General features: G+C 43.3%; 11 protein-coding genes. 9 read left to right on the forward strand and 2 right to left on the reverse strand.

The window, feature by feature from the left end; translation table 11 throughout:
- Positions 1-1414 precede the first annotated feature (1414 nt).
- Entirely contained in the window at positions 1415-3682 is a 2268-nt protein-coding gene (locus F3J22_RS15385; RefSeq protein ID WP_205195326.1) for a hypothetical protein, read from the forward strand.
- 4 nt (positions 3683-3686) lie between these two features.
- Here the strand turns inward: F3J22_RS15385 and F3J22_RS15390 are convergent, their stop codons facing one another.
- A complete protein-coding gene (locus F3J22_RS15390) occupies positions 3687-4208 on the reverse strand; it encodes a hypothetical protein (protein WP_167018847.1) in 522 nt (173 codons plus the stop codon).
- Positions 4209-4590: 382 nt separating this feature from the next.
- On the opposite strand from F3J22_RS15390, the gene F3J22_RS15395 reads away from it, so the two are divergent.
- Genes F3J22_RS15395 through F3J22_RS15405 form a run of 3 tightly spaced genes read left to right on the forward strand, consistent with a single transcriptional unit; the run spans position 4591 to position 8828 of the window.
- The gene (locus F3J22_RS15395; protein WP_167018848.1) at positions 4591-5880 is read left to right on the forward strand and encodes an ABC-three component system protein; all 1290 of its coding nucleotides are present in this window, start codon (positions 4591-4593) and stop codon (positions 5878-5880) included.
- Positions 5873-6550 carry an ABC-three component system middle component 1 gene (locus F3J22_RS15400; protein ID WP_167018849.1) on the forward strand — a complete coding sequence of 226 codons (678 nt, stop codon included), beginning with the start codon at positions 5873-5875 and terminating at the stop codon, positions 6548-6550. Before F3J22_RS15395 ends, F3J22_RS15400 begins: the two co-directional genes overlap by 8 nt.
- Entirely contained in the window at positions 6537-8828 is a 2292-nt protein-coding gene (locus tag F3J22_RS15405; protein WP_167018850.1) for an AAA family ATPase, read from the forward strand. Before F3J22_RS15400 ends, F3J22_RS15405 begins: the two co-directional genes overlap by 14 nt.
- A 132-nt stretch (positions 8829-8960) precedes the next feature.
- Here F3J22_RS15405 and F3J22_RS15410 read toward each other — a convergent pair whose 3' ends face one another.
- A complete protein-coding gene (locus F3J22_RS15410) occupies positions 8961-10574 on the reverse strand; it encodes a DUF6377 domain-containing protein (protein ID WP_167018851.1) in 1614 nt (537 codons plus the stop codon).
- Positions 10575-10950: 376 nt separating this feature from the next.
- On the opposite strand from F3J22_RS15410, the gene F3J22_RS15415 reads away from it, so the two are divergent.
- The 5 genes from F3J22_RS15415 (at position 10951) to F3J22_RS15435 (ending at position 21282) form a co-directional block, all read left to right on the forward strand.
- Positions 10951-13956 carry a SusC/RagA family TonB-linked outer membrane protein gene (locus tag F3J22_RS15415; RefSeq protein ID WP_167018852.1) on the forward strand — a complete coding sequence of 1002 codons (3006 nt, stop codon included), beginning with the start codon at positions 10951-10953 and terminating at the stop codon, positions 13954-13956.
- A gap of 18 nt (positions 13957-13974) precedes the next feature.
- A complete protein-coding gene (locus tag F3J22_RS15420) occupies positions 13975-15702 on the forward strand; it encodes a RagB/SusD family nutrient uptake outer membrane protein (protein WP_167018853.1) in 1728 nt (575 codons plus the stop codon).
- Positions 15703-16047: 345 nt separating this feature from the next.
- Positions 16048-19056 (forward strand): TonB-dependent receptor, encoded by a 3009-nt coding sequence (locus F3J22_RS15425; RefSeq protein WP_167018854.1) that lies wholly within the window; start codon positions 16048-16050, stop codon positions 19054-19056.
- Between the two features lie 19 nt (positions 19057-19075).
- Positions 19076-20689, forward strand: coding sequence for a RagB/SusD family nutrient uptake outer membrane protein (locus F3J22_RS15430; protein WP_167018855.1), 1614 nt, complete (start codon positions 19076-19078; stop codon positions 20687-20689).
- A gap of 143 nt (positions 20690-20832) precedes the next feature.
- Entirely contained in the window at positions 20833-21282 is a 450-nt protein-coding gene (locus F3J22_RS15435; RefSeq protein WP_167018856.1) for a hypothetical protein, read from the forward strand.
- Positions 21283-21359 lie beyond the last annotated feature (77 nt).

Consider the following 21359-nt stretch of genomic DNA (forward strand, 5'->3'; position numbering starts at 1 on the left):
GGAAAAATAAACGGAAAAAGACTTCATTGTTCACCATTACTTTTGTTAAGTAAAATTATTTATTGGCTTCGCTTTCATTATAGCAGCCTCATGAGACTTGATTGATATGGTTAAAATATAATAATCGGAGATATCAAACCTACAATACTCCAGCACCTGGTGAGAAATTACAGCCTTTGGTAAGGGGCAGCGCTTATGTGGTAATTTGGTTTTCAGATTTACCTTATATTTATGGTATTCTATTAGGGAGAAAGTTTTTATAAAAATGCCGGGAGCGTCATTTTTATTTATAGCTGGCATAAACAATGACTACAATTTAGCTTTCATGGCTTATATTGTTGTTTAAGAAAATTGTCATAACTTCTTTTCTTGATGATATGAAAGAAAATAGCAAGGAAAATGTCGGTTTGACACTTCCCTTGCCATTAAGTTAAAACTGTTTATGAATCAGGAGCGTTACCAATTCAATGATTAATCTCACCAATATTTTTTTACACCATCTTTCGGTAATAAAATCCGTTAGTATCGCTTTGAATATTGATGGGTCTTTGATCAGCAGTCTTCTGTTTTCAAGTACAAAAAAAAGGATATCTACAATAAAACGAAAACTATAATATTCAAGTATTTGGAAAAAATGCATATTTTTTCTATTTATAAGTCGGCCCCGGCCCTGGGGCTGGCTTTAATAAAATACTTCAAATTGAATGTCGTTATTAAAGCCGGTTAAGTAATTGTTTTGTTATCTAATAGCATATATATCATTATATATTTTTTAATAGTTTGGTGGTGCGTTCGGATATACTGTATTATAAATAAATATTATTCCCGAATAATGCACCCTGTTCAAACTTTTTCTGTTAAGACTTTCCGGGTTTATCATAAGAACTTCAGATTATCTGACCTGTATCATTTTACAGGACACAGATATCCCTATCTTAAAAGAATTCCCATTCTCAACATAAATACTCCGGTTGGATTGGCCTTAACCCAGATTTAACACTTAGCTAACAAAATTTCCCGCGTGTCAGATAGTACAAGATGCAGGCTCCTGGCCTGTATGAGCCTAATTCAATCGAGTGTTAAAAATTAAAACCAGCGATAGTTCGTTGTCGATAAACAAAATCATGCTGCATCGCAGAAGCAGGCAGTGAAGGGTATATCACGACATGACAAATCAAATTCGAGCCGCTATCAACGGAAATCCTTTCCCATAGCAGAGACTAACGCCACGTTAACACTTAGGTAACAAACATGGCCAGGTATTACAGCATTTTTTCCATCATCCTGCTAATCAATTTACATCCTGAATCAGTCAATATAGAACTGGTATTACTTCCATATTGCATTTATATTTGATATTGTCAATGCCATCATTGACAGACGGTGAACAATGTATTCCACAATAACAGCAAGCATGATGTCTGTAAAAAAAATCTGCGCCTTACTCATAGGCGTGGTGTTTTCTATTGCCGGCTATGGTCAGGCCGACTTTAGCACTTCCTATTTCAAAATTCAAATCAACAACAAAGGATGGATTACCAGTATGCAGAATACTACGGTACATCCGGCCAGGGAGTTTAGTCCTGGTGATAAGCCTTCGCCGCTAATGAGTTTGTATGACAGCAGAAAGCATGTTTATTATCAGCCGGTGGCGGCAACCTATCAAAAAGCAGATGCAACCATCCGGCTGCGTTATGCCAATGGATCTGTGGCGAAGGTGGTCATCTCACCCTATAAAAAATATTTAAAACTAACCCTGCAATCGCTGGCGCCGAAAAATGGTGTGGATGTCATTCAATGGGGTGGGTATCATACCAATATCACTAACCTGTTGGGGGAGATTATTGGCGTAAGCAGAGATACCAGTGCTGCTGTTAACTATGCCATAGGTATGCTGGCACTGAATGATAACACACTGGGTGGTACTGCTGCAACGGAAGCTGATGCCGCGCCATTTCAATATATTATCCATTCTCCTGACGCCATTCGCTATCCTTTGCCGGATACATTACACGAGGGACAGGTGTTTTCGCTGGGTGGAGATGGTATCAGTGATGTAGCGTTCTATGGTCATAAAGAACCCTGGTATCGCATCATGTACGGCAATGCTGCCGAAGTGGATAGTAAGGGAAGGATATCTATTACGTATCAGTCCCGCGACAGGACTATTCCCCGCGAAGTAAATTATTCCCTGATTCCGCATATGGCTGCCAATATTCCTAATCATATAGCAGTAGAACCTTTACCAGGCGTGGATTATATAGGATCTTCCATTGCCTTGTGGGGAAGCCCGGACAGTACGGCGTTGCTGGATGTGGTACAAAACATTGTTTTGTCAGAAGGATTGCCTTATCCGACCATCAATGGCCGGTGGGTAAAGGATCCTGCTGCCTATGTGCCGGATGCTATTACCAGCGGTAATCTGAACGATAGTATCATCGCTTATACTTCCCGGCTGGGATTCAAAACGATTAGTCTGTATGATCAGGGATTTTTGCGGCCTGATCGCGGCAATGGCGGATATATTGACGGAAAAGACTTTGAGCAGCGCCCTATTCATCTGACAGCAGGGAATATGTCACATAAAGCATTTTCTGCACTGGCCGCAAAGGCTGGCATTACAATCGGGCGGACTACCATCACCAATTCGCTGGCCCCCGGAACGATGGATGCCAGTCCGGTACCATCCGATAGTTTGTGTTATCAGCAAAGGCGTTTGCTGGTAGCTGGCATTCAACCGGCAGATACCGTTATCCTGGTAAACGATCCCCGATATCTTGAAGAGGTTGCCAGCTGGGAAGGGCATTGCGCCAATCTTAACATGGTTAAAATCGGTAAGGAGCTGATACATTACCTGGGTGTTTCTGATAAGGCGCCATACCGGTTGCTGCAGGTGCAGCGGGGTTATTGGGGTACATCACCCAGCGCACATAGCGCCGGTGATACCATTTATAAGCTACAGGTGACCGTCAATTATGGTTATGATGGTATTATTCCCAATATGGCCTTGCAAGATGAAATAGCTGCCTATTATGCCAACGTATGTGCTATCAATGGATTGGGCTATTATGATTTCGACGGACAGGAGTTTTTATTTAACAATGGTCATGGTTATTATTCCGCCAAGCGCTTCTTTCACCGGATGTTTGACAGGGCTGCCCAATTAGGCTTGCCTTCCATTCGATTTACCGGCGCTACTTTGTCGGAAGGTTCCTGGCATTATCAGAGTATCTGGAATGTAGGTGGTGGTAAAAATTTGTACGACGCCACTACGAGGGAATGGGGAAGTACCACCAGTCAGGGTAAGGACCTCAGGGATGTTACCTATGCCAATTATTTCCCTGTTGGTATGGGCGGTAATTTTCCAATAACTGCTACCTCTACACCGGCAGCATATGAGCATATACAAGCCATTTCTGTAGGAGTAGGAACTACGTATAGTCTTTACCTTAACCAGAAAGATGTAGAGGGCTGTCCGCAGAAGGAGGCCATCTTTAAAGTGATCAGCACCTGGGAAAAAGCCAGGGCTGCCAATGCTTTTCCGCGTTGGGTCAAAGCTGCATTGGCGGATCCGGCAAATACCTTCCACCTGGAAGCTGCTGGTGCTGATGTATGGATGTTGTATAAGGTAAGCAGCGATGGATCGCAGCAGCTATATGCACGATTGGTAAAAGGAAAGTAAAGCGTTAGGATCCTATAACAGAATGACGCAGTGGATATTCCAATGGGATCAGTATTGCATATTGATCCAGCAGTACCTGTGACTCAGGTTCCCTTGCCACTTTTTCAGCAAGCATCCTGAAGCAGATTTTTAAGGCGAGGTTTTCTTTCACGTTTACAAAGGAATTACTGTCCAGTATTTCCCAGATGATGGTGTAAAGTATATGTAACTCTCCTGCACTGTGTTCCTGTAAGTTTTCAAGACTTTCCATCATCGCCAGATAGGTTTTCCTGTATTCCAGGCCATCCCTGATTTCTTCCCCATACCGCTGGAAGTATTTGTAGGTCGTTAATAGCTCTTCTTCCCGATAGTGTCGCCTTTCTGCGCGATTTCTCTGCGCCCATTTTAATTGATGCACTGCTATGAGCAGCTTTCTTTTTTGTGCTGTCAAGGCTAAGATATCACCGACCCCATTACCTAAGTCAATAGTTTTTAGTTGGTCCAGGATAGTTTGTAGTTCAGATTCCAGTTCGTGGATTTGGTTCATAGGTGGGTGTAGTTCGTTGGGTAATATAGATTATAGCCAACAAGGTTAACATTAATATTTGAAAATAACTTATTTGATTTATACAATACCATATTAATCTGAATAATGGTCAATATATATACTTGTCGTTGGTGGTATTTCCAGAATAGTAGGGTATTGGTTAAAGTAACAGGGATTTAGAAATCCCTTTATTGTAATTATTCGTATATAGTACTACTTTTTCTACTTCAGATCCTAAGAGAAGTAGCAATACTGGTTACCCACCCCTACATAAATTGAATCGATTTTTACACCTAAATGCTTGTCATTTTGGAATAAGGAAATGTATTTGAATTAAATCAAGGAACGTTAACTGTCGAAAAAGGTAAGACCAGGCTATAAAATGAACACCCAAAACCTTCCGCATACTGCAGCAGCAACCTGGAGTGGATTTATATACCAGGGTAAAGTGGCACTTTATCATGTTATGAAACTCATAGCTGAAAAAACCAAAGCTGAATTAGATGCGCTCCATTTGCAGATTGATTCTTTAGAAGATTTTGCCATTGTAAATGTCCAACGAGGGAACACTATTCCTGTAACAATTCACCAGGTGAAGGCGGTTAATAGTCATCTTTATTCTACTTATGAAGATGCTTTTGAACAACTCGAGCAAAAGAAGAGAACTTATGGCATGACTGGTGATACGGCATATTTTCATTTATGTGTTGAAAATGACTATACCCCTGATGCTATAGAGCATTTACATCCGACGTTGAAAATATACTGCTATAAAAGTGATGGATTTTGCCCTTTAACTGAAATTGATAACAAGATCAGGAGTATGTTGGTCGAGGCATTACAAAAACATAATATTCCTGGTAGTCATAATGATAATAATGTCAGAATATTAAGTGAATTAGCGGAAAAGAAAATAGTGGATCGGGTAATTTACATCCACTCGCTCAATCATGGAGGGATAAAAATAGCAGATGCAGCGTTCGACAATCCTATATGCTTATCAGAATTCCTGGATGAAATAAGTAAGGATTTAACAGCGGATATTCTGGATGAGAAGTTCTTTGAGCGAAGGATTAAAATGGATTTGAATCGTTATTATCAGGATTTCTGCGTTAATTATGATGCAGGGTTGGTGACTAATGAAATACAAGTGAAAATGGATAACTACCTATACCTGTTGAACTCTTATCAAGGTGCTGATTTTAAATCCTTTATACAGAGTATAAGGCCGCATAAATCGATATCTTATGACAGTCTGGAAGGCTATACGGACTGCCTGAGCGATGATGAGATAAAAGACGCATTTTTGGAGATATTAATGATCATAAAGGAGTCAAATAATAATAGAAGAATTGGCTGGACTTGTGCTGGGAACAAACACTACTACCCAACTTCCATCAACTATTCGAATTCGCCTGGCTACAAAAAAAAGGCAAGTGAACGCATTTTAAAAACAATATTGAATAAGGATATAGACCTACCATTTAATTCTGACTATCTAATCACTAGTGAATGTAATGTAGATGACTTGGAAGCCTGCGCAAATCATATTGGATGTCTTAATGCCGATAGCTTGTCAGGAGATGCTCAAAGGAGGAATAAAATAACACAATGGAAAAAGGTTAGTCTCATTGATCTTGAAACGGCAAAAAATATATTAAATAATGATTGAGCTGATTAGTGAGATATTCCAGGCAGCTGGGTTTGAAGACAGAGGGGGCGTAGATTTTAAAGTTTACGCGGTAAAAGACCGTGTTAATTATTGGGTAGTTATTCAATGTGATAATATTGGTAAAATTATCGATGAGCAGATAGATATATTCATAAAGGCGAGTGAAATAGTTCAAGCGCCTACATTTGATAAGAATGCAAATCTGTTGATATTATGCAGATACCAGTCAATTGCGGATATAATACCCGGTAGTTTGTTACAGGTTGAAGAGGATCCTTATAATTTTAAAAAGACCATTCTTTACTATACGGAAGGTGAATTGAACAATCTGCGCAATAAGATCGGAGACTTACCTGTACTAGACACTATCGAGACCCTGATATTGACGGAGGCTGTATTTGAAAAGCATAAAAATGAGTTTGATAGCAATGATTTCGAGTCGTTGGTCTATCGGATGGCTATCAAAATACCGTTTATCAGGATGAAGATAGGGCAGATAAATAGTCTCGAATCCTTGGAATCGATCAATAAACAGGCACTTGATGATAATCCACTGAATGATTTGTTAGAAAAAGATTTATTATCCATCAGTGATAGTGAATTTCTTGCAATGACAGAGGCTGATATCCTTAATAAGCTTAGAACTACAAATACGGATGAAAATAGATAAAATAAGAATCCAGAACTTTAAGGTTTTTCAAGATATTACGTTAGACATGAACGCTTCAGATATTGTTGTTTTTGATGGCCCCAATGGTTTTGGTAAAACAACAATTTATGATGCGATTGAACTGGTATTTACGGGGAAAATAAGGAGATATCTGGATCTAAAGAATTTAGTAGTAGATGGAAGAGAGGTCGATTTGGCACATCCATTCCTACATGAAAATAGAGTGGGAGAAGATATTGTTATAACCATTGAATTTACAAAAAATGAAAAGAGATATGTCCTGGGGCGGTTGGCTAAAACAGAGCGCATTAGGGGGATAGATTTTTCTGTATATAAGTTGTTTGAAAAAGATCATTTTTTAGCGGAAGCAGGAACGCTTATTGAAGATGAAGGATTGTTCCTGAAGGACTTATTGGGAAATGACTATAGCTCAAATTTTCAGTTTCTGAATTATGTGGAACAGGAAGAAAGTAACTTTCTGTTGAAACATCCTGACAAGGCCAGAAAGAATCATATTGATCATTTGTTTGATTTAACAGCGTTTGAAGCTAAAATCGAAAGAATTGGACAATTAAAAAAGAGAATCGAAGGTGTTAATACTATCAGGAAACAGGAAATTGCCGGATTAAAAATTGAGATTACAAACTTAAAGAGTAATCTGGATAGAACTACGGAGCCAACGGCCTATATCAGATTGTTCGAAAGTATAGAGGTCGTTTGGGATAAAGAAACTACAGACCCAAACGCTTTTAACTACCTGGATGTTGCTGGTGCTGATGGTATCCTGGATGAACTTAAAAAGCTTGTTGAAAGAAAGATAATTTTTTCTCAATACAGGATTAATCGTGTGGTAGATTATCTATTAAATAAGGAAAATCTGACGCGAGATTTCTTAAGATTTTACAATTTTTTACAGAATAAAGAAGAGTTACGTACTTTACGGACAACAGTAATTCAGCAAAGAAATCTGGTAAAACAACTAGGATCTTTGAATAGTGATAATCTTGATCAGGAAGTATATTTAGCGTCTTTTGAATTTATTCCGGAGGATTTAAAAATAGCATTTGCCAATGCAAAGCAGGGACTGATATCAGAATTTTCGGCACTTTCGGGTTTAGATAAAATTTATTCGGATATTTTCAGATCCAGAAATGAGTTGCAGATCGAAATCGAAAACTTGCAGGATGTCGGATCCCCAGTCACTGATTGTATGCTGTGCGGGTACAATTGGGGAAATGTAGAAGCGTTGTTGCTTCAGATTCAAAATAAATCTGAAGAGATGAGAAAGGTTAATTCTGAGAAGAATAATCAGTTACAAGCCTCTTTACTCATATTTAAAACCGGACTTGTTCAACGCTTGATGGACACTATCACTGAAAATATATCAAGCCTTCATTATAATGAGGAATTTATATCCAGACTGCTGGAAATAGAATCAGACAGTTTTAGTGATATTCTCAGATCACTGGCATTTTTAAAAGTTGATTATGGGAAATACCTTAGCAATGAACAATTGGGAGATGTTTCAGCAGCCTTCGAAAGCCTCAGGAATGAACTGCTCCTACTGAAGAATACTGAAGGTGATGAGCTGATCGAGAATTATTTTTCGAATTATTTCCGTGAATATTTTAATAATGAATTCAATCAATTGGACGCTCTATCAGTTGAAAATATTGAGGCAAAGAGAAAATATCTGATACATGAATGGTATCTTAGTCAGAATACAATGTTACAAGAGAAGTCAGCTAAGCTGAAAGAGATCACTGTAATTTGGGAAGAAGCAAATACCTTAGGTAAGAACTTAGATAAGTTAAGAAAGACTTATACTAATTCGTTAAAAAAATATCAGCAACAAATAATTAAAGATATAGAGATTGTCTTTCATGTTTTCTCGGGCAGGATTATGCAATCATTTCAGGGTGGCATTGGATTATTCATTTTTCCTGATAATGGCATAAGGTTTCAGACTGATGCAAGGAAAGCATATGATGCTGTTTTTACCATGAGTTCAGGCCAGCTATCTGCTCTTATTATAGCTTTCACGTTAGCACTTCATAAGAAATATTCGCAGAATAAGATGGTGCTGATTGATGATCCGGTTCAGACAATGGATGAACTAAATATGTATGGATTTATTGATCTGTTACGGAATGAATTTAGTGATAACCAAATCCTGATGTCCACTCATGAGGACATGATGTCCGCTTTCATGCGATATAAATTTAAAAACTATAATCTTAAAGAAAAGCGTATTAACCTGAAGGAATTATCAGTATAAGTTGATTTTTATACGAGCGCTATAAGAATCGTTGATTAATGATATTGTAAATAGAAGGCTGTTGCCTTAGGCCGACTTGTTGGCCGGCCTTCCACCGTTCCTTGTATTTAGTATCTTCACTCACATTTCAATTTACACCCCTCCCTGCCCATCCATAAATTTTATTTCCATTATTTTCTGGTCGAAGTCTGCGGCGGGTACGAGTGCCCGCGATTTAATCCTGGTTTTATAGGTATAGACAGTGCTTACGCTATAATCCAGGATTTTGGCTATTGTTTCGTTTTCTGTAATTCCCAGCCGCATCAGCGCAAAAATGCGGAGGGTAGCGTTCAGTGTTTCTCCTGACTTAGGCCATATCTGGTCTTCTTTCTTTAGCAGGGCATTAAAGGAATGGATAAAATTCGGGAGCATGGTCAGGAAAACGGTGTCCAGCATGTGATAGAGGTTTCCTTTTTCCTGATCTACCGGAATGTTTTTCAACAGCTGGCTGATATCATTATATTTCGCCAGTTTGATCCTGTGCTGACCTTCGCGTTTTAATCTATCCAGTGTATCAATATAGGTAGAACAGGTTTTGAAGAAGAGCCCGATTAGTTCTTCCTTTATTTTGGTAGATGCCCAGAGTTTTTCGTTTACCATTTCCAGTTCACTGTTCTTTTCTTTGATGGTTTGTTCATTGGCTTTAATGCATCGCAGCTGCCGGCGGTATATGACCAGCAGGAAGAATAATACGACGGCTATCATGGAAAACAGCAGCATGCCGATGAGCAGACGGTCGTGCTGGTGCTGCTTTTCGTCCAGCAGCTTAGCAGCCACCAGTGGCAGCATTGTTTCTATTTGTGCGGCGCGGTTTCTGGCACCGTAAAAGCTGGCATTGCGGGCGGCAACCTGCATACAGGTATAGGCCGCTTCTGTTTTGCCGGCTTTGAATAACTCCTGTCCCAGTAAGAAGATGGCCAGTGTTTCTTTGGTAGAAGAGCGGATATCATGGATGGCCGCGATGGCGAGAAACAGTAGCCGGTTATCATCTGTAAAGGCGAAACTTAGCCGGGTTGCAGCCATTGCTATATGATGTGGTGTTAGTCCGCTGCTGGTGAGATGCCGGAGGAAATAATCCGTGGTCAGGTGCTGCGATTTTACCGCATCGGGGAGGAAGGCCAGGTCGATGATTTTCTCGAATTCGCTGGAAGGTGTGTGCGTTTCCGCCCGCCTGAAGTCGTCAGCTGCCTGGCGGTAATAGTCCTGCGAGAAATAGGCATCGTTGTCATAGTCGCCGATACCGGTATTTAATCTTGCCCGTAGCAGGAGATAGTCTGTTTTTAATGTGGTGGTGAGCGTGGTGGTATCGATATTATTGGCTACATCAAATCCTTCCTTGTAAAAGCCGGTGCATAGCAAGGTTTTTCCCAGCAGAATTTTACTTTTTATTAGTTCATCCCGGTTACCGGATTGTGTTGCTGTAGCAATCATTTTATTGACATATACATAGGCCGAATCAAATTTAAAGTAGCTGTATTCCCCGAAAATGTCGCTGTACAGATGGAAGCGGGTTTCCGCTTCGCTGCTGCCGGTATGTTGCAGCGTTTGCTGTAGCCGGGCGATCCTTTTTTCTTTTGCCTTATCGTAGATATGTTCTTTGGAGAGTTCTGATTTCAGTAGCTGAAAGGCGCTGTCTGATGGTATGCTTCGTGCATGTACATCTGCAAAAATCAATAAAAGCAATATGGTAAATAATTTCTTATTCATATATAAGCAAATTTTCCGGTAGCAACATTTTCTCTGGTTAACGGGCGTCAATTGTTTCCCCGATTTCATAACGCGAAAGCAGCCATTAACAAACTCGTCCGATATGGTCAGCGACTGATTTTTTCGTTCAGGCGTTCCTGATATGGAGGAATACGTCTGGATTTTTAAAGACAAGTTATATAATAAGATGTTGATAGTCAATAGTATGATTTTTGAAGCATCTATATTTTCCGCAAATGGGTTTCCGTAGTGGTTCACCCGGCTCCGGGGTGATGTATTTTGATCCTGCCAATCCAACACTGGCATACCACTCATCAGCTGCAGCGATGTAAGGACAAAATATCCACGTTTCAAGAACTAATTAAGCAGACCCGTTATGCTAAAAAAATTGCTATCACTATTGAGTTGTCTCGTCCTGACACTCACGCAAATTTACCCGGCCTTTGCCCAGGAGAGGGTTATTACAGGAAAGGTCATCGATGCCGGTACCGGCAGTCCGATACCTGGTGCTACCGTCAGGGTAGGGAAAACCAGTACCGGCACTGCTACGGATGGAAATGGTGCTTTCCGGTTAACAGTTACCGGCAATGCCGGCGCCCTCGTCATCTCTTCCATTAACTATATCACGCAAACCGTTCCTATTACGGCGGAAAGTAACATGCAGGTGAAACTGCTGCTTTCCAGTAATGACCTCAAGGGGGTGGAAGTGGTGAGTGTAGGTTATGGTACCATCGACAAAAAGGAAGTATCGAGTGCTATCACGCATATCACGGCCAGCGAACTGAAAAACGTTGCGGGGAATAGTCCGCTGATGTCATTGCAGGGTAAGGTGGCTGGCCTCACCATCACCAACACTGCCACTGCCGACCCTAACTCCATGCCCAGCATACAGTTACGCGGCGTGTCGTCCCGCAGTGCGGGATTAGGGCCGCTATATGTGATCAATGGCGTACCTGGCGGAAACATGGATAATATCAACCAGAATGATATTGAATCCATTGATGTACTGAAGGGAGGTGCCGCCTCTGCTATCTACGGCACCCGCGGTAGTAATGGTGTGATCATCATCACTACTAAAAAAGGTACTGCAGGTGTGGGAATGTTGGCATATAACGGCTATTTCAGCGCGGATATCCTGACAAATGCGCCTAAACTGCTCAGTGCTGATGAGTTCCGTAAATATCGGGTAGCCACACAGCATGGGCAGGACTATGGCGCCAGCACCAACTGGATGAAGGAAGTAACGCGTTCCCCCACATTCGGACAAAAACATACCATACAAATCTCAGGAGGTAGTGCCAATGATAACTATTTTGCATCAGCCGACTACAGAAATGCCAATGGTATAGATCTCCGTGCCTATAAAAAAGAATATGGCGCGCGGCTTAATGTGAACCACACCTCTAAAAGTGAGGTCTACACGGTATCCCTGAACGTGGCGCCGCGGTATATGCATACCAGTAATGCAGACCAGGGAAATTTCAATAACGCCATTACCATCAATCCCACGCAGCCGGTGTATGATAGTGCCAACCACTACCACTACCTGAATACGGGATTCTTTGCCAATAACCCGGTAGAAAACGCAAGGCTGATAAAGAGTGAGGCGGAGATCAAAGAGTTGGATATGAGCGGTTCGATGAAAGTAAAAATTCTGAAAAATCTCTATTCAACATTAACTATCTCCAACATAAAATCATCTTACAAAAACCTGAATTTCAGACCATCTACGCTGACCACAATTGTGCATAGCAATGCTGTGACCAAAAGGAACTATGCTTCACAGGAACAGATCGACAATGACCAGCAGAACCTGGAGTGGACGGTAAATTATGCGCTGAACCTGAAGAAGAACCATTTTAAGGTACTGGGAGGATATAGCTACAGTTATTTCAATTATCAGCAGTTTAGTGCCAATAATTACGATTTTCCATTCGATGCCTTCCTATGGAATAACCTGGGCTCAGGTACCTGGAACGGCGGTGGTGAGGGCAATGGGCAGTCTGCCGTGTCTTCCACGCAGAACGACTCGCGGCTGGCGGCATTTTACGGCAGGATCAATTATGACTTCGATAATAAATATATCCTGACGGCAAGTCTGCGGCATGAAGGTTCTTCTAAATTCGGTGCAGACAATAAATGGGGCAATTTCCCGGCGGTATCAGCGGCATGGCGTATTTCTGAAGAGAATTTCCTGAAAGGGAAAGCCAGCTGGCTGAATGACCTTAAGCTGAGAGCGGATTATGGCGTTACCGGTAACCAGGATTTCGCCAGTTATCTGTCGCTGCTGTTGTATGGCGGTTTCGGTTACTTCCCTTACAATGGCACCTCTTACCAGGTGTATGGCCCTTCACAGAACGTGAACCCTGCGCTTGGCTGGGAGAAAGCCATCAACTTCAATGTGGGTATCGATTTTGAAATGTTTAACAGCAGGTTGTCAGGTTCGCTGAACTACTACAAGCGTACCAACAAAGACCTGCTGGGGTATTATAATGTGCCGCTGCCACCGAATTCGCAGTCACAGACCTATACCAATGTTGGTACGATGAAGAATTCGGGTATTGAGCTACAGGCAAATGTTGCAGCAGTAAAACGCGGAGCATTTACCTATAATATTTCTGTGTCAGCTGCCTATAACAACAACCAATTTGTTTCCTTTTCCAACAAACTTTACCAGGGAGCTACCTTCCAGGATGTGGCCAGCCTGCCAAGTCCGGGTACTCCCGGTACCATACAGCGATTGCAGGAAGGGCACCGTATTGGTGATTTTTATATGCTGAAGTCGGCCGGGGTAGATAAAACCGGCGCCTTGCTGGTTTATAAAAAAGATGGAACAGTTATCACCGGCGACAAGGCCAGCGCAGATGATAAACAATTTGTAGGCAATGGCTTACCTAAACTGACAGGCGCCATAGGTAACCAGTTTAGCTATAAAGGCTGGGACCTGAATATATTCTTACGCGGCAATTTCGGATACAAGCTGTTCAATATGCAGGCATTTTATCTGGGTACGCCTGCAACGCAGAATGATGCCAATACCCTGCGGTCTGCCTATGATCCGGGCAGCAAGTATTCGAAGCTGACCAATAACGCCACCACTTCCATTGCATCCGATTACTTCCTGGAGAATGGGTCCTTCTTAAAGATCGACAACATTTCACTGGGGTATTCCATGAACCTGAAATCGGCCTATATACAGCGTTTCAGGGTTTATGCCGCTGCCACCAATCTGCATACGTTTACCAGTTTTAAAGGAGGCGACCCGGATCTGTATCCCGTTAATGGACTAACGCCAGGCGTGCAGACCGTTAACGGAAGCGGTAGTCTCAATTTCTATCCGGCCACCTCACAGTTTATCGGAGGCGTACAGGTAACATTCTAAACCATCAACCGGCACAACATGAAAATGAAACTTACAGGAAATATCATACTGTTTACTGCACTGCTGCTGAGCAGTTGCACCAAACTGGATGAACATGTATACGACAAAGTAGATGCATCGCAGTTCCTCACCCGCAGAGAGGATGTGATTACTGACTTTTTACGCCCATTCGAACATGCCTACTGGAGTATCCAGGGAAATGACATCTATGCCGTAGGAGAAAACAGTACAGATGAAATAGGCACCTTTAACAGGCAGGGCGACTGGCAGGATGGGAACTACTATCAGCGCATGCACTATCATACCTGGACAACCCAGGATAATTTTACCAGCGGCGCCTGGACGGCCTTCTACCAGGGGATTGTGCTTTCCACCAATTCACTGGAAGATATGGAGAGTATAACGGACCCGGCTAAACTGAATGTTACCGTAACAGAAATGGCCGACTTCAAAGCAGAACTGAGAACACTGCGTGCCTGGTTTTACCTGCGTGCATTTGATTTCTACCGGAACATAGAAATCGTCACAGATGTAAAACATGCCACACAAGGGAATAAGCAGTCTACACCGCAGGAAACCTTTGATTACATTGAATCTGAGCTGAAGGCAGCGCTTCCTGATCTGCCCAAACGCGCTGATCTTGGCGATCAGGGCATAGGCCGGTGGACGCAGGCTGCCGCGGCTTCCCTGCTGGTGCGGCTGTACCTGAATGCTAAGGTCTATATAGGTACTGATAAGTTCACCGAATGTGCTCAGTTATGCCAGGATATCATTGATGGCAAATATGGTAGCTATGCATTGGATACCCGCTGGGATGCACCATTTGATTATACCAACAGTAAAACAACCTCCGAAGTGATCTATGGCTTTCCGTGTAGCCTTAACCGTACGCACTGGCAATATGATGGTGGTATGTTTTTCTGGGCGATGACCTATGATGCCGCGCCATTGTATTGCGGGTTTACAGATTTCGGTCAGGCGAACCCCAAGTATGCGTTGCAGCCGGGCAGGGATGTAGACAGCGTCGAGTATCCGTTCCAGTTAGGGAAGCCATTTGTAAAGTTCCAGCATTATCCGGACGACTATCGGCTTACCCTTTATAAAAACCTGGGTAACAGCAAGCGGGAGGGGATGTTCCTGTTTGGTTATCTTCCCTATCAGCATAACGTAAACGGCAGTATGAAACAGGATACCGTTCGGGGCAATAAGGGAGATTATCCGTTGTTTATCCGTGATCAGGTGGGCTGGTTCCTGGATGCGAAGCCAGGAACGCGTATTGCAGACAAGGAATCCGATATGAACCATGCGGACCACAACTCTGGTATTTTCTTCCTGAAATATCCGTTATATCCTACGGCAGATCCGAACCGGATCACTTCTGCCTATGGAGAGATCCGGCTGTCGGAGATATACTATACGCTGGCAGAGTGTAAATATCGTGCAGGCGATAAGGTTAGTGCGGCAGGGTTGCTGAATGCCGTGCGGCAGCGTAACTATCCGGCAGGTTCCAGTAGTTTGTATAAGTCGGACGGCTCACAGCTTACCGACCAGGAGCTGCTGGATGAGTGGGGACGTGAGTTTCTGGGAGAGAATCGCAGGCGTACAGACCTGGTCCGCTGGGGATTATTCAGTACCGGGACCTGGTGGGATAAGAAGCCTGATGCCGATAATCATACGGAGATATTTCCGATTGGCCGGGATATTATGGGGGCCAACCCTCAATTTATACAGAATAAAGGTTATTAACGTGTTGGGATACACGATTTTGTAAATCATGAAACGTGGCACTGTCCGTGCCGTTGGTGATGCACGAAGACCTGCGCCTGGCGCGGGTCTTTCGTTTTTGACTATTGTTGAAAAACCGGTACATCTATATGAAAATAAATGTTTTATGGCAGGTTCTTCCGGGGAAATGCCTGCCAGTTGTGCCAATCCGGCGAAGTGTTAAATAATGTTAATAAAAATTTATTGCAAACGATTGCAAGAATGTAAAGTTTTACTATTTTGTTAACTGAAGAACCGAATTAGTGAGCGACCAAAATCTGATTTAGACCCGACCCGTATTTAATCCACAATTCCAAAATTAGCGTTATGAAAAAGCCTTTTTCATGTCTTCTTTGTTTGATAGCTTGTCTGCTATTGTATCAATTTTCCTGGGGGCAAAGTAAGCCTGTAACAGTAGAGGGTAATGTACTCGATGGACAGAAGAATCCATTGGTTGGGGTAACCATTGCCGTTAAGGGCAAAAGTATCGGCGCCCAGTCTGACCTGAAAGGTCATTACCGGCTGCAGATACCCGATGCCAGCAATGCCGTACTGGTATTTACTTTTGTTGGTTATGTCACACAGGAAGAGCCTGTTCATGGTCGTACAGCCATTAGCGTTATAATGGCGGAGGACCGCAAAAAATTGGACGAAGTAGTAGTGGTAGGGTATGGCTCACAACGTAAGCAAGACGTGACGGGCGCCATCTCTTCTGTCAATTCAAAGACCATACAGGATGTGCCTGTAACCAACGCGCAACAGGCCTTACAGGGCCGTGCACCAGGCGTGGAAGTTATTAACGTCAGCACCAAGCCCGGTGATGAACCGCAGGTACGTATCCGCGGTACCCGCTCGCTCAATGCAGGCAACGATCCGCTCTATGTAGTGGATGGGATCCCATACGCAGGTACGCTCAACGATATCGGCGTTGGAACAATACAATCGATGGATATTCTGAAAGATGCCTCCGCGACAGCCATCTATGGCTCCAGAGGTGCTAACGGTGTTATCCTCGTAACCACACAAAAAGGAAAGATCGGTAAACCGGTGGTTGCCTATTCCGGCTCCTACGGCATCGTTCAGCAGCTGGGAGAAACAGATATGATGAATGCCACCCAGTTTGCCAACATGCGCCGTGAAGCTAACCGTACCATCGGCAAATACGATGACAGCAATCCGGATGCATCTGACAAAAAAATCTTTAACTCAACAGAATATGCCAATATTCAGAAAGGCGTGAATGTAGACTGGCAGAAGCTCATGATCTCCCAGGGCTACCAGACAAACCATGGTATTAATGTGGCTGGTGGCTCTGAGAATACCAAATATAGCGTGGGGCTGGGCTATTTTAAAGATCAGGGTGTGTTGAAATTGCAGAGCTTTGAACGCTACAATTTCAATGTGGCTATCGATCAGCGTATAGGCAACCGCGTTAGAGTAGGCGCCTCCCTGCTGGGTGGCTACACGCAGCGCAACGGTGAAACCTATAACGGTATCGACAATGCCCTGAAAATGCTGCCTATCGCCGCGCCATACGATGATAAGGGTAACCTGATTATCTATCCTACCGGTGATAACCAGCAACCCAATCCATTGCTCGACTATGTGCCTGGTAACCGTGTGGAAGTCAACAAACGTTTGCGTGTTTTCACCAGTTTATATGGAGAAGTAGATATTATAGATGGACTGAAATACCGCCTCAACGTGGGCCCGGATATTCAATCCTATAACTATGGCCTCTTTCAGGGGAAAAATAATACCAATCTCCTGATTGGCGGGGGAGATGCTACTGCCACTAAAAACAGTGCATCCGTACTGGCATATACGATCGAAAACGTCCTTACGTATAATAAGCTGATTAAGAAGCATAGTATCGGGGTAACAGGCCTGTATAGTGTACAGCGCCAGACCACCGACCAGTCGGGTACCAACGTAAGGGGGATTCCTGTTGAATGGCAGCAGTATTATAACCTCGGACAGGCACTGAATGTAACGGGTGTAAGCAGTGGACTCAGTCAATGGACGATCCTCTCTTATATGGGACGTATCAATTATGGCTACGACGAACGTTACCTGCTGACGCTGACCATGCGTACGGATGGTTCTTCCCGTTTTGCTCCCGGCAAAAAATGGGGTTATTTTCCTTCTGTGGCCGTAGCCTGGAACATGATGAACGAAAATTTCCTGAAGCACCAGCAATTCGTTGATAACCTGAAACTGCGCGCCAGCTTTGGCCGCATAGGAAATACCGGTATCAGTCCATATGCTACGCAAGGTTCACTCACAAGAATTCCTTACTCATTTGGCAACAAAGGCTTCCTCGGCTATGTACCTTCTGCGCTGCGTAACCCTGACCTCACCTGGGAAACAACTACGTCTACGGACATTGGCGTCGATTTCGGATTTTGGAGAGGTCGTATCAACGGTTCCATTGAATGGTACAATCAGCGTACCACCGACCTGCTGATGCCGTTGTCATTGCCTTACAGCAATGGCTTCGATCAGGTATTGATGAACCTCGGTACCAGCCGCAACAGAGGCCTGGAAATTGGTATCTCCGCCAGGTTGATCGACAACCCCCGTGGGTTCTCCTGGACCATGGACGTGAACTATTCCCGTAACCGGTCCATGATCCTGTCTGTGGGTGATGGCAGAACGGCCGATGTCGGTAATGCATGGTTTGTAGGACAGCCTACCTATGTGTACTACGACTTCAAAAAGATTGGTGTCTGGCAGGATAAAGACGCCCAGGCAGCGGCCAAATATGGTGTGAAACCAGGGGAGATCAGGCTGGAAGATGTTAACAAAGATTCCGTGATCGATGCGAAAAATGACCGCCAGATCCTGGGTTCTCCGCAGGCTAAATGGCAGGCAGGTACTACACAGCGTTTTTCCTATAAAGGATTTGAATTATCTATCGTAGCGTTTATGCGTTGGGGTAGTATGATCAAGAGTGATTTTTACGCCAACTATAACACTTTATTCGGACGTTATAATAACCTCAACGTAAACTATAATACACCAGCGAATCCTTCCAACGACTTCCCACGGCCAAACGCCAACCAGGAAAGGCCCAGCAACTACCAGTCGCTCAGCTATTTCGATGGTTCCTTCTTTAAAATCCGCGATATCACACTGGCATATGCGATGCCTGCCAAAGTGATCAGCAACTGGGGCGTGCGCGATCTGCGCTTCACCGTAGGCGTAAAGCAACCGTTGATTATTGCGCCTTATCGCCAGAAATGGAAAGGAATAGATCCTGAAAGTGTGAACACGATCGGTATCGATGCACCCGCCACCTGGATGCTGCAATTCGGTATTAACGCGAAGTTTTAATCTCTAAAAGAAAAACGTTATGAAATATATAATTCCCGCTATGTTGCTGCTGTCGCTGGCTACAGCCTCCTGTAATAAAATGCTGGATGAGAAGGTTGTTACCAACGTAACAGATGATTTCTACAATACCAAAGCTGGTTTTCAGACGGCAGTGAATGGCTCCTACGTGTCCATGCGTAACTTCTATAGCACAGAACGTGGTATAACCCTGACAGAAACCGGCACCGATATCATGACCAACGGCTCTGATGGCAACTATAAATTTACCAGTCAGTATACTTCACAGCTGGATTCGCGCTACGACCATGTACGCGAGGTATGGAATAGTTTTTATCAGACACTCAACACCTGTAATGTGGCCATCGATCGGGCAGATAAGGTAAAAGACCTGGATTCTGCTTCTAAAAAGGTAGGTGTGGCAGAAGCGAAGTTTTGCCGTGCCCATTATCATTTTATTTTAATGGAGATGTTTGGAGCGGTTCCATTAAGTTTAAAAGAAAATGCGGTGATACTGCGGGAGGCGCATCGCGACTCCGTTTCAGCTGTTTACAATGCGGTGATCAACGATTTGCTGGCAGCAGAAAAAGATTTGCCGGCATCGCAGACCGACTGGGGCCGGGCCACCAAGCCTGCTGTAGAACACCTGCTGGCACGCGTATATCTCACCAGGGCATCATCGCCGCAGGCGCAGGCGACAGACTATGCCAATGCTGCTAAATATGCAGATATGGTCATCAAAAATTATGGGTTCAAACTGCTGGATGATCCCGGAATGGTATGGGCACAGGGAAAAGAAAATAACAGTGAAACCATCTGGGCAGCGCAGTATACTACTGATCCGCTGTACGGCTATCCTGATAACAATGCCTGCCGCTTTTTCCTGATGCAGTACGATGTGCTGCCAGGTATGAAGCGCGACCTGCCGAATGGTACGCCATGGAAGCGTTTCAGGCCAACCAGCTTCCTGCTGGATACGCTCTATCAGGACCGTGTACACGATGTGCGTTATGAAAAATGGTTTACTACCGTTTGGTATACGAACTCCGCTACGGCTACACTGAATCTGGGAGATACAGCTATTTATCTTCCCGGCTATAATGTGACAGACGCTGTTATCGCCACTAAAAAGTATCTGATGGTGCCACCAAGATTGTATACAGAAAAACTGTATCCATCACTGAATAAATTTGCTGATGCACTAAGGCCAGATAATCAGGCTTCCGGCGTAAGACCGTTTATATCTTTCCGTCTGGCAGAAACTTACCTGATAGAAGCAGAAGCGGCATTGATGCAGGGCGATGCAACCACCGCTGCAAACCTGGTGAATGTGGTGAGAGCGCGTGCAGCGCGTATCGGGGCCACAGATGCGGAAACACAGGCAAATCGTACAGCCATGCAGGTTACCCCTGGTATGATGACCATCGATTATCTGCTGGATGAAAGAGGAAGAGAGCTGGCTGGTGAACAACTACGTTGGTTCGATCTCGTTAGAACGCATAAACTGCTGGAGCGCGTAAAGCTGCATAATAATGAAGCCCGCGCGAATATTAAACCTACGCATGTATTACGTCCGATCCCACAAGATCAGATTGATAGAACAGTGAATGAGTTTCTACAGAATCCCGGATATTAAGTAGTATTTCGTGGAAGGAATAATGTACAAAGAACCTGCGCTGGTCGCAGGTTTTTTGTTTTTTAATAATTATATCGTATGTTGAAAAAATAATATAATATTTACTGTAAGCAACTCAATAGTCTACGAAAATGGAGTTTTTAATGGAATACTTAACGCAGGATACAGCTGTAATGCGGCGTTTACGGGGTGGTATTTTATTTGATATCAAAATAGAGGATTCAACTATATACGCTTCAAAAAATGAAATACCGGAATTCTCTGTTTTGGCTGACCGTTTTAATTACGACCAATGTGCAATAAAATTTCATGATAGTGGTGTCGGTTATTATTTGGATGGGTACAAAAATGGATTTTGGCGATCAAGATATAGCACATCCTTTAATGATAAACTATATGAATTGGGACGGCTCAAATCGCAGCGTCGCATATTAATGATTGATGACAGAAAGGTCGGAGAGATAGCACAGGTTGAGTTACCATGGATTATTCAAATATCAGATGAAATTGCTTCTTCCGGTTTGGAATTGAAAATTATAGGAGGATTATTATGCTATTACTACTGGAAAAAATATTTTGCCATCCGGGATTGATTTATGAGAAGATGTTAAAGGCGCTTTCGGGTAAGGGTTTGTAGGTAGTTTACTTATTTTTAAATAACATTTAAATA

This window comes from Chitinophaga sp. Cy-1792, from assembly GCF_011752935.1.
Classification (GTDB): Bacteria; Bacteroidota; Bacteroidia; order Chitinophagales; family Chitinophagaceae; genus Chitinophaga.